This is a genomic window from Vibrio sp. Y20_XG_PY13 (assembly GCF_024181925.1).
Classification (GTDB): Bacteria; Pseudomonadota; Gammaproteobacteria; order Enterobacterales; family Vibrionaceae; genus Vibrio; species Vibrio parahaemolyticus.
The window spans coordinates 370,676-385,122 of sequence record NZ_JAMZAL010000003.1 but is presented as its reverse complement, the minus strand read 5'-3'; the positions used below and the strand labels follow the sequence as shown (position 1 = coordinate 385,122).

Genomic DNA, 14,447 nt, shown 5'->3' with positions numbered 1-14,447 from the left:
AGCAAGACATACATTTCATTGCGTCTGTTCATTATTATCATTATTGCGTCAATGGTATTTTGTAGCGTTTACCTCCAATATTCGCACTCAAACTCATATTGTTTATATTCTTATATGAAATAGGCCAAACCTTATATTGCTCTGGAAGAATATAACCAGCTAATCCTTCAGAAATCATTAACGGTTCTTTATTCGGATAATCCAGTTGTAAATTCACCAGACGCACATGATGATTTCCTGAGTTTTTAATGTGAATAAAGCGTTGATTATTTTTCTTAATCAATTGAGCTTGCAAACCATTCCACAACTCACTGTCCTTATTCTGCTGTTGAGTATTGTTGAGCCCTTTTCCATAGATAAATAAGGGGATGGAGTAGCGCATTCGAACTTTAACAGCGAGTTCATTTTCCATCGAATCGGTTAGAGGGTCGTGAGTTGGAGGCAGTTCATCGATGATCACTCGGTAAGCGTACTCTTTACCTGCTGTGGCTTCATCTTGATTGAGGATGCGAATCAGCTGTTTTTCACCAGGTTCAATTTTGACAAATGGTGGCGTGGCAATCAGTTGATTTTGATTAGAATAGTTATCTTCACCTTCATTTTGTCCCCATTTAAAAATCCTCACTTGTAAGTAAGAATCAACGTTGCCTTTATTCACCATCCAAAGGTATGTCGCATTCGTCTCCGCTGTTATTTTGGGGTAGATCGGCCAAATTAATAATGAATTGGCGTTAGCATTGGAGATAAAAACAAAAAGGAAGGTCGCTATTAATAATGATTTTTTGAGTATGAATTCCATTTCATCCCTCCGAAACATCACTTACCACTCCAAGGTCAGCGTAAGCGTATCCATATAAATTCCGGCCATTTCATTCCCATTTATTATTGCCTTTGCCCAGATAGGAAACTGAATATTATCTGGGTCTTGAGTGGTATCGACGGAATATCGTGTATCGATATCAAGCACTTGTGTGTAATCCAGATCCTGAAACAAAAAGTAGTCTACCGTCGAGACCTCTTCGCTATGCTTTAACTTGCGCACGCCATCCGATGAATTCAGCCCACCGTTTAGAGAAACATTCATCGCAATACCCGGAGTACAACTTAATGTAAGTGATGAGCTGTATGTGACACTGCCTTGTACTTCCGCTGCATAAACAGAAGAATGTTCACCAAAATCCAACGTTCCTATTTGTCCAGCTTGCGTTGCGCTCTCTTCTTGTACTGCGCCATTAATCAAACAGCCTGTGTCTACTGTTGCTGATACTTGAAAAGTTTCTGTCACATCAGCCAGCACAGTTGAAGAGCACCAACTCATCACGACAAGTGAAAAGCCTCTAACAACCAGCGTCACGGTTTACCAGCTTAATGTCACACTGATTGTATCTGAGTACGATCCCGCAGTGCTGCTCGTACCGTAAGCTTTCGCAAAAAGCTCAATGGTCTGAGCCGTTGCGGTCGTAAACTCAGTAAGCGCCACCGTTCCATTTTGCACTATTTGGGTATTTCTGTCTGAATCGGTAAACAACTTATATTCGATATACTCGGAACCATTCGACATCGCGTAGGAGCCAGCTGCTACACTTCCGTCATACAAACCAGTGCCAAGTGTAAAGGTCGGAGTCACACCGTTACTACAGAGCACTTCAATGCCCGTCGCGCTGCCACCATTGACTACAGCGTCTTGCTCAGTAAAGATCGCTGGCACGTCGCCGAAATCAAGTGAACCAAAACCAATACCAGAAGCAGTGTCTACCGCATTATTTCCGTTGATCACACAACCTTGTACAAGGTTAATGGAAACATCAATGGTGCCGCTCACTGAGGCGCCGTTTGCTTGCCAACTGAATGACGTTAATAACAGAGGCATCATCAAATATATTCTTTTCATATAAAGCTCCATTTTCTAACATTCCACTGTATATCGATGATTGTTTTATTAGTTATAGCTCAAGTATGACAAACTAAGTGCATATAAAATACGAAACATATAAAAGAAGTAAGTTAGGTATAAAAACAGGCATACTTAAAAAATAAATAACCACAAAAAACAACTTTTACGAGATATAAAACTACAAAACACCCTTAAAATTAAAAAGGTCATTTGGTTATTCTAAATACTGAAAGTGAAGCTTTGCTGAAGTTTCAGAAGAAAATAAAGTCGATTTGAACAGAGTCGAGCAGGAAATTGGTTATTAAACAGCAGTAAAATTCTAGGCTGAAATTAAGAAAATGGACGAAAAAGATAGGGCTAAAATAAACAAAAAGCGCCCCTTTTGGAGCGCTTTCTTACTAAAACTGACTATTCCCAATCAAGAATAACTTTGCCCGACATGCCAGAGCGCATAACGTCAAAGCCTTCTTGGAAATCATCAATCTTGTAGTGGTGCGTGATGATTGGCGATAGATCCAAACCAGATTGAATCAGTGAAGCCATCTTGTACCACGTTTCGAACATTTCACGGCCGTAAATGCCTTTGATAACCAGACCTTTGAAGATCACTTGGTTCCAGTCGATACCCATGTCTGATGGCGGAATACCCAACAGAGCGATACGACCACCGTGGTTCATTGTTGTTAGCATTGAGTTGAATGCTGCTGGATTACCCGACATTTCAAGACCTACGTCGAAGCCTTCTGTCATGCCTAGTTCAGCCATTACATCTTCAAGCTTCTCTTCAGCCACGTTTACTGCACGTGTTACGCCCATTTTACGAGCAAGCTCTAGACGGTATTCGTTTACGTCTGTGATAACCACATGACGAGCACCAACGTGTTTTGCAACTGCAGCAGCCATAATACCGATTGGGCCAGCACCTGTGATCAGCACGTCCTCACCCACAAGGTCGAAAGAAAGCGCAGTGTGTACCGCGTTACCAAACGGGTCAAAGATAGACGCTAGATCGTCAGAGATCTCGTCTGGGATCTTGAACGCGTTGAACGCTGGGATAACCAAGTATTCTGCAAATGCGCCTTCACGGTTTACACCCACACCGATAGTGTTACGGCATAAGTGAGTACGACCGCCACGACAGTTACGACAGTGACCACACGTGATGTGACCTTCGCCAGATACGCGGTCACCGATTTCAAAGCCACGAACTTCCTGACCAATCGCGACCACTTCACCCACGTATTCGTGACCGACAACCATAGGTACTGGAATGGTTTTTTGTGACCATTCGTCCCAGTTGTAAATGTGTACGTCTGTACCACAAATCGCAGTTTTCTTAATTTTGATCAGAATGTCGTTATGGCCAACCTCAGGTTTGTCTACTTCGGTCATCCAAATGCCTTGTTCAGGCTTTAGCTTTGATAGTGCTTTAATTTTCATAGTATTCACCAAATATTGCCCCGCTCAGTGCGAAACAAAAAATCTCTATAAGGTTCATCATCACTCAACAATGCGGGATAAAAGGCTTAACCCAATGAGCCTGCTCCAACGGAGATTTGGGCAAGCCTTTGTCATCAAACCGCATCAACATGAGAGATATCGAACTTAGATAATGCCCATGTCTTTACCAACTTGGATGAACGCATCGATCGCACGATCTAGCTGCTCACGAGTGTGCGCTGCTGACATTTGAGTACGGATGCGCGCTTGGCCTTTTGGTACTACAGGGAATGAGAAGCCGATTACGTAGATGCCTTTTTCTAAAGCACGCTCAGCGAACTCCGCTGCAACTTTTGCATCGCCCAGCATGATTGGAATGATCGCATGGTCTGCGCCGCCCATTGTGAAGCCTGCTGCTTCCATACGAGCACGGAAATGCGCTGCGTTTTCCCATAGACGGTCACGTAGGTCGCCGCTTTCTTCTAGTAGATCTAGAACGCGGATAGAAGCGTTTACGATTGCTGGTGCAACAGAGTTAGAGAATAGGTATGGACGAGAGCGCTGACGTAGCCAGTCAATCACTTCCGCTTTACCAGATGTGTAGCCGCCAGAAGCGCCACCCATTGCTTTACCTAGCGTACCAGTGATGATGTCGATACGGTCAACCACATTGTGGTACTCGTGCGTACCTGCACCCGTTTTACCCATGAAGCCAACCGCGTGAGAGTCATCAACCATGGTCAATGCACCGTATTTTTCAGCTAGGTCACAAATAGCCGGAAGGTTAGCCACCACGCCGTCCATAGAGAACACACCGTCCGTTACGATAAGAATGTGGCGAGCACCTGCTTCTTCCGCTGCGATCAGTTGTTGCTCTAGCTCTTCCATGTTGTTGTTTGAGTAACGGAAGCGCATTGCTTTACATAGACGAACACCGTCAATGATTGATGCGTGGTTCAGTGCATCAGAAATGATCGCATCTTCTTTACCAAGAATGGTTTCGAACAGACCTGCGTTTGCATCAAAGCAAGAGGTGTAAAGAATCGTATCTTCTTTACCGAGGAATTTAGAAAGCTTTTGTTCTAACTCTTTGTGGATGTCTTGAGTACCGCAGATAAAACGTACTGATGCCATGCCGAAGCCGTGCTCATCCATGCCAGCTTTACCCGCTTCGATAAGCGCTGGATGGTTTGCTAGGCCTAGGTAGTTGTTCGCACAAAAGTTCAGTACTTCTTCACCTGTCGAGATTTTAACAGCGGCTTGCTGTTGAGAGGTAATGATACGCTCTGCTTTGTAAAGACCTTCAGCCTTCACTTCTTCAATTTGCTGTTGAATCTGTTGGTAAAATGCAGAAGACATTCGCAATTCCTTCCTGGTTGTTTTGACGAGTTTTCACTCGTTTCGAATTTGGTTTAGCCTTTACGTGACGGGCGTCACAGGCCATCAGCTATCAATTAATTGTAGTGTAAAACAAGGAAAGGAAAACGATTATCCCTCAAGGTGGAAAAGCATTAATGAATTCGAGGAACAAATAACATCAATGCTTTTCTATGAGGTTGTATTGAAAGGAGTTATGACCAAGTAGGTTGGTTTAGAAGTTGCTCAAACTCCTTCGCTGGCACAGGGCGGCTATAGTGGAAACCTTGGCCGAACTCACAGTTTAGCTCGTTGAGATAATCCACATGGCGCTGCTCTTCGATACCTTCTGCGACCATTTTAAGACGCAAGGCTTTGGCCATAGCAATGATCACGTTGACCAGTTCACGATCAGAGTCGTTCTCAAACACGTTTTGCATAAAACTGCGGTCGATTTTCAGACGGTCAAACGGGAACTTCTGCAAGTAACTCAGTGCAGAATAGCCCGTACCGAAGTCGTCAATCGTCAGCTTGGTACCGAGCGCACGTAGGTTATCCAGCATGTCCACCAACTCATCATCATGGTTAAACAACAAGCTTTCGGTTACCTCGACATCAAATTGCTCAGCAGGCAAACCCGATTCTTCTAAGCTTTGCCTGATGAACGCCAATAAGCGATCACAATAGCGGAATTGAACGCTAGAGAAGTTCACCGATACAAACAACGGCGAAATGGATTGCCACTGTGCTGCTTGATAACACGCTTGCTGAATGGCGAACTCGCCAAGTTGATGAATCAACCCATTTTTCTCTGCAATCGAGATGAACTCTTCTGGATTGACGAAACCAAACTTCTCATCGTTCCAACGCATCAATGCTTCTGCGCCAACAATTTTACCGCTTTTCAGTTCGATGATTGGCTGATAGTACATTTCGAGCAGTTGGTTCGAAATCGCATTACGCAAACGACTTTCTAGATCCAAGTAACGCTGTAGATCTTGGTTCATGTTGTGGTTGTAGAAGCAGAACGCATCGCGGCCATCTTGCTTCACGCGGTACATCGCCATATCGGCACACGCCAACAGCTGCTCGGCGTTATCACCGTCGTCTGGGAAAACCGACATGCCGACACTGCCTGTCAGGAAAAACTCGTGATTATTCCAAACAAACGGTTCACTAAAGGCCGATAACACACTCGAAGCAACGCGCTTCGCGGTATCGTTATCTGGTAAATCTGGAATCACCAACAGGAACTCATCCCCACCGATTCTCGCGAGCAAATCGGTTTTTCTCGCGACGTTTTGAAGACGCTGAGCACTGAGTTTGAGAATTTCATCCCCGACAAAATGGCCCATAGAATCGTTGATCTGTTTGAAGTGGTCCAAATCAATAAACATCACCAATACTTTTGAACCCGTGCGAGATGCACGGATAAGTTCCAGCGCCAATCGTTCTGAGCCATAACTGCGATTTGGCAATTCTGTTAAGGTGTCGTATTTGGCTTGGAATGCGAGCTCTTTCTCCGATGCTTTTCGGCGCTCTATTTCTTTGGTGAGTTTGTGGTTTTGTTGAGAAAGAATATCTTTACGCTTTTTCTCTTCCTCAAGCTTAATCTTTAATTCCAATTTATTATTGTTTGCGACAAATGCATAACACAGCGCAATAACAATCATCACGGCGAGAATACTTAGCCCAACAATAAAGAGTCGAGAAGTAAAAATATCTCGCTCGTTGAGCGGTTCAAACCATGCCATCAATTTAAAGTGATGTTGTTCCACTGGCACTTCGAAATATATTTTTCCATCCAAAACTTTAGAAAGAAAATGATTCTCATCTGCATTAGTGGTTGAATTTTTAGTGATGGAATCCCACACCACCATTTCAACATCTTTTATTTTTAGCACCATGCGACTGTAGCTGTCTTCGTGCTCTTGATTGGTTAATTGCTCAATAACAATATCTTTATTGATGTCCGCAATTAAAAAAGCCACTGGTTTCCCAGAAAATTTGACTTGCTTAATCACTTGAATCCGAATGTTGTCACCATCACGAGTGGCACAAACTTCTTCCGGATGCCCGTGTTGGGTCATCAAATCATGAATATCCATTGGCTTGAGATCTTTTGGGCCAGTCGTGACGATGGTTGTTCCGTCACTGCCCACCAGCGTTAACTTGTTGTAGATGTTGCTACTGTTGATCAACTTGCCGTCAATCTTCTCATCAAATCTACGCTTTAAGTTGATTAAACTTGCACCTAGGCCATATTCCATCGACATACCAGATGCTAAGTTTGCAAAAAATGTTTGAACGGTTTTGTCACTCGATAAATTATCTACGTCTTCACTTGCGATAGTAAATAAGTTGTCTAGTGTGCTTGCATAGCTTTTTACTTTTAAATCCAGCTCTCTATATTGAGAGTCTTTTAATTTATTCTGTCCAAGACTTGTAACAACAATAAGTATCGCTAAATAAATAGAAACGATTATTGCACTTATCGTTATTATCTTTTTACTGGATATTTTTTTAACAGCCTTTTTCATCGAATTTTCTTACTATCTTCTAAGAAGTAATCGTTATAAAAGTAGTAAATGGACGGGTAGTATTTTTTAACGAGCTTTTCATACGTCCCATCTTTTTTAATAGAATCTAAATAACGATCAAACGCTTCGCGTAATTCCGGTGAATTTTTACGGAACGCAACAGCCATTTTTTGATTTTCAGAAACAGGGCCAATAACTTTTATTTCTCCCGGCCATTTTTCTAAAGCAATTAATGTGTCTGCTACATCCAATAAGGTACTTTCAGCATCATTTTTCATGATGGCAGGTACCATTTCGTTTAGGAGTCGTTTGCCATCGGGCAAAATCACTTTGGCACCCGTGTCGTACAAGTCGTAAAGGTTTGGGTCTAGGCACGAATGCTCTAGCGCCAACACTTCTCGTCCATCGATCAACTCTTTCACTGTCTTGACGTCTTCGTCGATCGAGCCACTTGGCTTAATTGGACTTAAACTTGAATCGGTACGAGAAACAAGCCATACCGCCGATGGGAAGTAGTCCTGAGAAAAGTCCAATACCTCTTCCCGCCAATCCAAAATCGTCACGCCATTGGCGATCAGATCACCCTCAATTGGCACACTGCCACCCACGACTGCGCGGTTGTGTCGGTATTGAACATCTTGACCTGTCAGCTTACCGACCATGTCACTCCACTGAGCCGGTACGTACTCATATCGCACACCTAACGAGCTCGCAAATCCTTTTACGATATCGACATCTAATCCTGTCAGCGTGTGCATTTCACCTTGCTCGATGTAAGAAACAAAGTTGGCATAAGGCACACCGATATGACGAAGCACACCACGTTCACGGATTTCTTTAAGGTCATTAGACCAAGCCGAAGAAGACATCACGGACGCGGCCAAAATCGCCACTGCAGTGATGGTTCGTTTAAGTGTTTTGACTGACATTGTGTATATCCTTCCCTTCAACAAAGCGCCCATAAATGGGCGCTTGAGTGATAAACAACGACGTTAGAACGAGTAGTACAGATCAGCAATCGCTTCGACCAATCCTTCTACATCTCGCTCATCATGGAACAAGTGTGTAGAGATACGAAGCGCGTACGTGTCGTGTCCATCATCTTTGTACAGCTTGAAGTTCGTTGTACGGATGATGTAGCCATATTCTTCACGTAGACGGTCACGGAACTCAGTCAGGATTTCTTCGTTCGTCACATCATAAAATGGGTTGAACGTCGTTAATCCACTCGTCAGCCCTTCCACATTTGGCGAGAACATTTTCGCATGTGGCAGCACGTCTTGGAGTGAGGTTTTACATTGGTCACTCAACGTTAGAATGCGGTCTTGGATTCGGTCACGACCAATCTCATCCCACATTTTACAGCTATCAGCCAGAGCTTGTTTAGCTGGGTAGTTGTCGTTACCAATGTACTGCATTTGGATTTGCTTACCTAAGTAATCCGCATGAGAAAGCGACGAGTTTATCAACCACAATGGATTTTCACGGTCGCTCCAGTATTCGTTCAAACGATTACCGTTGTCGCGCACGTATAAAATGCCTGTTGCGCCCGGGCCACACTGCCATTTATGGCCAGAACCAGAGTAGAAATCACAATCCAGATCATGTAGGTCAAGATCGAACATACCCACCGTGTGAGCACCATCCACTAACGTTGGAATTTGGTGCTCTTTTGCAAGAGAACAAATTGCCTTTGCTGGCAGCGCAGTACCGGTTTTGTATGTGATGTGAGAGAACACAATCAGGCGAACATTGTGGTGCGCTTCAATAGCGTCACGGAATGCTTGAATGTAGTCTGCTTCAGAAACGTCTTCAGTACCTGTAAACACTGGTAACTGAATTTCCACGACTTCTACACCAAAGCGGTGTTTTACAACATTCAGCGGAGATGTCGCTGCAATGTGTTCGTGGTGTGTAGTAAGAATCACGTCTCCCGGCTCGAAATGCAGACCATTAATGATCGAACATAGACCGTCAGTCGTGTTGCGGCTTAGGATGATTTCGTCAGCATTTGCGCCAAAACCTGGTGCAATCTCTGCGATCATGTCTGAAACGTAAGGGAACTTACCAAACTTACCTTTCATGTCCCACGGGAACTTCGCCACTAATTTGTTGTTGTCTTCATAGCCTTCAAGAACATGTTTCGGCATTGAGCCTGTTGTACCAATGTTCATGTAAGTCGTTCGTTTATCCAAAACGAACTGCTTTTGCACTTTACGCCAAAAACGCTTATCGTGCTTTCTACCTAGCCCGCGGCTGCTCCAATCAATTTTCTGTTCTCGAGCTTGTGCTACACCTGAAAAAGCAGAAGCACCAACACCAGCTACAACGGCACCCGTTGCGCCTTTAAGAAAATTACGTCGGCTGCGATTAGTCTGAATAGAATCCTTGTCGCTCATTTTTTTCGATCCTTGTCGGAAATTAGCCATATTATTAATTTTTAAACGCGTAACTATCTGTTACTAAAACATTATTACCTATTCAAACCAGACTTTAATTTTTTACTCTGCTATTAAGTGACTTTAGTTCCACTTTTTTAGCTTATTTGATGACATAAGCAACAGTTTCGCTTCCAACCAATAAACAACTGAATACATATTAAAATATTCATTAAATTGACTATTTTTATGATAAACGCTTAATAATAGTTTTATCTATAAACAAACAGTGAGCTTTGTTATAAATTCATTAAAAATTTAACTTTGTATTAATTAGAAAATTCAGCGTCATATTTGTTCAACTGCGACTATTCTTTTTATAACCAAGTAATCTCAATATGTTAAGTTTCATAAAATGGCTTGATGTTTAAATGAACAGTTAATTTTTAGACCATATATAGCGAGATCTAAAGTAGTTCAAACAAATGTACGGTCTAACTCTTAGCTGCGAGAACAAACCACTTGGATATACGCTCAAATGAATACTTTATAAAGAAGGAAATCGCATGTTAAAAGGATTGCTGTGCATGTCAGCGGCGGCTGCTTTCGTGATGACACCAAACGCGTTGGCCCAATCAATCACCATGACCGATTTGGGTACTAACCAAGCCGTCGGTACGGTGGAATTATCAGAGAGTGACTACGGAATTGTATTCACGCCGAATCTGTCAGGAATTCCTGCCGGACTACATGGTTTTCACGTCCACGCTAACCCATCCTGTGACAGTGCAGAAAAGGACGGTAAAACCGTAGTAGGTGGCGGTGCGGGCGGCCATTACGACCCAGACAATACTGGCCAACATGGTTTTCCATGGACCGATGGCAACCATCTTGGCGATCTGCCAGCGTTGTACGCCGACATGGAAGGAAACGCCAACCAACCGGTTTTAGCTCCGCGCCTCAAAATGTCGGATTTAAAAGGCAGAGCCTTGATGATTCATGCTGGTGGGGACAATCACTCGGATCAACCAGCCAAATTAGGTGGCGGCGGTGCGCGCATTGTGTGTGGCGTGATCGACTAAATCATGATCTGTCTGATTCACACTTCCTCATGCGGCAGGAAGTGTGAATCGTTGTGTAAACCGATGCGATGCCGCATCGGTTTCAAGATGACTGTGATGCAGCATTAAAATGGACTGAACAATTTTAGTACCAATGCCTAGCGCGCCAGCTTGCGCATTCAGCTCTATTTGGTTGGAAAAAGTAAAACGAACTTGAGATGTATTATCGCTCCGTTTTACATCGCAACTCACGGTCGCATCCGACGGACTATGCCGAAGTGCATTTTCCAATAAATTCAATATCAATCGTTCTAATAATCCCCTATCCCCTATCGCTTGGAGTGGCTCATCTACGGTAATGTTCAACGTCACGCCTTTACGTTGAAACTGGCTTTGCATGGTTTCGGCGCATTCTGCCATTAGTTGGCTAATATCAATCGGAAGATACTCATAGCTCGGCAGCGGAGCTTCTTGTTTTGCCACATCCAACAGAGCGTGCAATTGCTGGGAGAGTTTTTCACTGTTGCGAAACGCCACTTCAATGAGCGGATCGGGGTCAGGATGCTGCAAACGCCAAGTTTCCAAATACCCAAGCACACTCGAAAGCGGCGTTTTTAAATCGTGGCTCAATTGCAAAAGACTTTGGCGGCGATGAGAGGATTGATATTCAAGTTGTAAAAATTGCTGCTGGATGTGTTTTGCCATCAATTGATAAGAACGAGCAATCGGCACCAGCTCCGGCACTTGATGTGCAAAATCCGGTTGTAGGCGAAAGTCGTGTTCGGCTTGTTTTTGCAGTTGATCGGTCACACGTTCAATCGGGTTTAACAAGCTGCGCTTAACCAAGAAATATGAGCCAAAAGCGAAACCTAAAATCGAAATGAGCACTAAACCCGCAAGCGCCAAGTACGGCGAATCCACTTGAGCGTTGGCAATGGCCGTATGACGAGAACTCCCGATCACCACGTACAAATAACCAATGGTTGAGCCAAGCTCCTCTATCGCTGCGACAGAAAAGACTTTATGTTCATCACGATTACGCGGGTCATCGCCTAGAATCGGGAAAGGTTCACCACTGAGAAACTGACGAATAGGAGCCAGATTCACCGCGCCCATCAATTCCGTCCCTTCTGGCGCAGCGTGCGTAGTAATGTTGCCTTGGCTATCAAGAAAATAGATTTCGAAATCCGGTCCTATCAACATGAGGGTGTGGAAAATCGACTTAAGCGCTTTGGGATTGTAGTCCGTACCAATCATGAGCGGATTATCATCCCGCATGTGACTGGCTAGATCTTGATGTAAGCTTTGCTTGGTGCGAAGCTCAATGGTCTCTTTTTGCCAATTGTACGTCAGCGCAATGGCCGCCATCGCCAAACAAAACCAAACCGTGGTGAATACCACCAAACGAGATTTGAAGCTCATCCTATCGCCTCCTCACACCGCCTATTATGGGCGCGGCTGAAATTTGTACCCAACACCCCAAACCGTTTGAATAAAATGATGCTCTGAGTCCGACAACGACAGCTTGCTGCGCAAGCGATTGATGGTGCTACAAACCGTGTGATGATACCCTGCATGATTGGTGTTCCAGACATGATCCAACAGCTCGTCCTTACTGTAGACTCGACCGGGACGAGTGGCGAGAAACTGTAGTAAGGTAAACTCGGTTGCCGTCAGCGCGACGTCTTTATCGTTGAGCGAAACCTGATGCAATTGGGGAATGATCTTCAAGTCACCAAAGTTAAGTGCCCCATCTTCTGCTTTTTCTGGAGTCGGCTTTTCAGCGACTTGATTAACGCGCCGAAGTACATTTCTCACCCGAGCTTGAAACTCTAAAACACTAAACGGCTTTGTAATGTAATCATCGACGTCAGCTTCCAACCCATCCACTTTATCCATCTCACCGTCTCTTGCGGTCAACACCAAAACCGGCGTCCAATCTTGCTGCTGGCGCAAGTGATGACAGATATCTAAACCATCACCATCGGGTAAACCTCTGTCGAGGATCACCAAATCAAACGACTGCTGCTGATAAGTATTTCTACTCGCTGCAACGCTGGATTCTCGACTGACTTGATGCCCCTGAAATTTGAGATGCATTTGAACCAGTTCGGCCAAGTCATCATCGTCTTCAATCAACAATATGTTCGCCACCACGTTGGTTGTATGCCGTTCCATGATCCTTTCCTTGTCTGGGAGACGCCTCATTCTGCAAATGACCGGGACGAAGCCGTATTTCTTTCAACAAGGTCAGCTTCCCACAAGGTCAGAAAGTGCTCTGGTGGTGGAATGAGGGATAAAAGCACGAACAAACACTTTTAGGAAAGGATCCGCCACCAGAGCAGGTGAGTTATTCAACGCGCGTGATCGTGACCTTCGCTCCAGGATTTAGAAAACGATGGTTTGCCGACAAGGTTGAATCCGCCAGTCCATCATCATGGCTGATGACGCCAGCGTGAAACGCGACCGCATCATTCATATCATTTCGGGTTGAGTTAAATCCTTCTCCGCCACCCGCAGGGCCGGGAATCGTGGCTGCTAATTCATCATTAAGCTCTGTGCCAGAATCCCACACGTTCATGTTCATCTCGTAACTCTCACCCACTGCGAGTGACTTGAGCGATAATCCCGTTTCGCCAACAAAGGCATCATTAGTGTTCACGAGCATCGAAGCCAGCGACAAATAACCATAACGATGAGGATTGACTGTGATGGTGACTTCGTCCGATGAGCCCGGCAGCAGTAAACCGTTACCAGAGACACCTTGGTAGACGTTGTCGTCACTGTTCATCAGAGCAATCAGCTCGGCATTGCTGCCACCCTCGGCTAAGTGTTCTAACTCAACCGACGCACTTTGACCAATTTCGAATAGCTGAAAATTGCTATTGTGAGTCAGCACTGCCAATGGAGACATCGGTTGATTCGCCGTTAAGTTCTCGACATTCACCGTATATCGGTATGACTTCGCGACATCATTATCGTCATCATTCGGACAACCAGCGAGCACTCCGACAGAGGCCGCTACCAGTAAGATTTTGTATTTCATACCTCCTCCTTATTTCACAACAATTGTGATGGTTGCTACTGGGTTTAACCAACGATGATGACTGCTATCGAGATCACTCTTGGCACCAGCCGGATCGCTGTCACCCAAATTACCCGGATGAATGTGAACCTTGTCGTTGCTCACCTCCGTTTCTACGCCAGTACCACCGCTACCGAAGGTAATAAAAGGAGGATTAGGAATGCTGGACGCTAACTCGTCGTTCGCTTCGGTGCCTGCGTCGTAACTGTTCAAGGTCGCTTTGTAAGTTCCCGCTTCGGTTGGAATTTTCCAACTGTCTAAGCCGACAAAACCATCATTGGTTGGCAATAACATCGCGCTAAGTGAGAGGTAACCGTGATCGCCACTATCCAAAATAAACGTGGTCGCAGCGCCCGGATTGAGAATACCGCCCGCAGGATTTTCTACGACTGCGCCGCCTGCGTTGCCAATCACGGTCGATAATCCAGAAATATCCCCACCTTCAGCCATCGCTTCAAGCTCTGCTGTGGCGGATTCTCCGACTTTAAACATATGTAGATCTGAGCCATGCGCCGCGACGATAAGCGGTGTAAAGTAAATGCCTTTGGTTGCGTTGGTAACCGTAATTTCTAGTTCCGCCGCTTGAGCTGATGCCGCGCCAACCGCCAGAGCAACAGACGTCATGACAAGACTAAGTTGGGTACGTTTTTTCATTGTGAATCCATCCTTTTATGAGAGTGAAACCCAAGCCCT

General features: G+C 44.7%; 13 protein-coding genes. 1 reads left to right on the top strand and 12 read right to left on the bottom strand.

Annotated features, from left to right (window positions below; translation table 11 throughout):
• Window positions 1–40 precede the first annotated feature (40 nt).
• From NL646_RS10725 to NL646_RS10690, 8 genes are all read right to left on the bottom strand, one after another.
• Entirely contained in the window at window positions 41–799 is a 759-nt protein-coding gene (locus NL646_RS10725; protein ID WP_069546035.1) for a molecular chaperone, read from the bottom strand.
• Between the two features lie 21 nt (window positions 800–820).
• Window positions 821–1,318 carry a spore coat U domain-containing protein gene (locus NL646_RS10720; protein ID WP_069545964.1) on the bottom strand — a complete coding sequence of 166 codons (498 nt, stop codon included), beginning with the start codon at window positions 1,316–1,318 and terminating at the stop codon, window positions 821–823.
• A gap of 39 nt (window positions 1,319–1,357) precedes the next feature.
• Complete coding sequence (locus tag NL646_RS10715; protein ID WP_005478315.1) at window positions 1,358–1,903, bottom strand: spore coat U domain-containing protein; 546 nt, start codon at window positions 1,901–1,903, stop codon at window positions 1,358–1,360.
• A 399-nt stretch (window positions 1,904–2,302) separates the two neighbouring features.
• Window positions 2,303–3,334 carry an L-threonine 3-dehydrogenase gene (tdh, locus tag NL646_RS10710; protein ID WP_005478141.1) on the bottom strand — a complete coding sequence of 344 codons (1,032 nt, stop codon included), beginning with the start codon at window positions 3,332–3,334 and terminating at the stop codon, window positions 2,303–2,305.
• 165 nt (window positions 3,335–3,499) lie between these two features.
• Window positions 3,500–4,693 carry a glycine C-acetyltransferase gene (locus NL646_RS10705; RefSeq protein WP_253664208.1) on the bottom strand — a complete coding sequence of 398 codons (1,194 nt, stop codon included), beginning with the start codon at window positions 4,691–4,693 and terminating at the stop codon, window positions 3,500–3,502.
• A gap of 212 nt (window positions 4,694–4,905) precedes the next feature.
• Entirely contained in the window at window positions 4,906–7,230 is a 2,325-nt protein-coding gene (locus NL646_RS10700) for a bifunctional diguanylate cyclase/phosphodiesterase (protein ID WP_253664207.1), read from the bottom strand.
• Window positions 7,227–8,159, bottom strand: a complete 933-nt coding sequence (locus tag NL646_RS10695; RefSeq protein WP_005462861.1) for a transporter substrate-binding domain-containing protein — start codon at window positions 8,157–8,159, stop codon at window positions 7,227–7,229. Before NL646_RS10695 ends, NL646_RS10700 begins: the two co-directional genes overlap by 4 nt.
• Before the next feature lie 63 nt (window positions 8,160–8,222).
• Window positions 8,223–9,629, bottom strand: a complete 1,407-nt coding sequence (locus NL646_RS10690) for an aminotransferase class V-fold PLP-dependent enzyme (protein WP_005478185.1) — start codon at window positions 9,627–9,629, stop codon at window positions 8,223–8,225.
• Between the two features lie 545 nt (window positions 9,630–10,174).
• On the opposite strand from NL646_RS10690, the gene sodC reads away from it, so the two are divergent.
• Window positions 10,175–10,690 (top strand): superoxide dismutase family protein, encoded by a 516-nt coding sequence (gene sodC, locus NL646_RS10685; RefSeq protein WP_029795473.1) that lies wholly within the window; start codon window positions 10,175–10,177, stop codon window positions 10,688–10,690.
• Window positions 10,691–10,717: 27 nt separating this feature from the next.
• Here the strand turns inward: sodC and NL646_RS10680 are convergent, their stop codons facing one another.
• The 4 genes from NL646_RS10680 to NL646_RS10665 all read right to left on the bottom strand — a co-directional run bounded on the left by NL646_RS10680 (window position 10,718) and on the right by NL646_RS10665 (window position 14,408).
• The gene (locus NL646_RS10680) at window positions 10,718–12,091 is read right to left on the bottom strand and encodes a sensor histidine kinase KdpD (RefSeq protein ID WP_140089062.1); all 1,374 of its coding nucleotides are present in this window, start codon (window positions 12,089–12,091) and stop codon (window positions 10,718–10,720) included.
• A gap of 24 nt (window positions 12,092–12,115) precedes the next feature.
• Entirely contained in the window at window positions 12,116–12,847 is a 732-nt protein-coding gene (locus NL646_RS10675) for a response regulator transcription factor (RefSeq protein ID WP_253664206.1), read from the bottom strand.
• Window positions 12,848–13,019: 172 nt separating this feature from the next.
• Entirely contained in the window at window positions 13,020–13,715 is a 696-nt protein-coding gene (locus NL646_RS10670; protein ID WP_005499831.1) for a spondin domain-containing protein, read from the bottom strand.
• A 9-nt stretch (window positions 13,716–13,724) separates the two neighbouring features.
• A complete protein-coding gene (locus NL646_RS10665) occupies window positions 13,725–14,408 on the bottom strand; it encodes a spondin domain-containing protein (protein ID WP_253664205.1) in 684 nt (227 codons plus the stop codon).
• Window positions 14,409–14,447 lie beyond the last annotated feature (39 nt).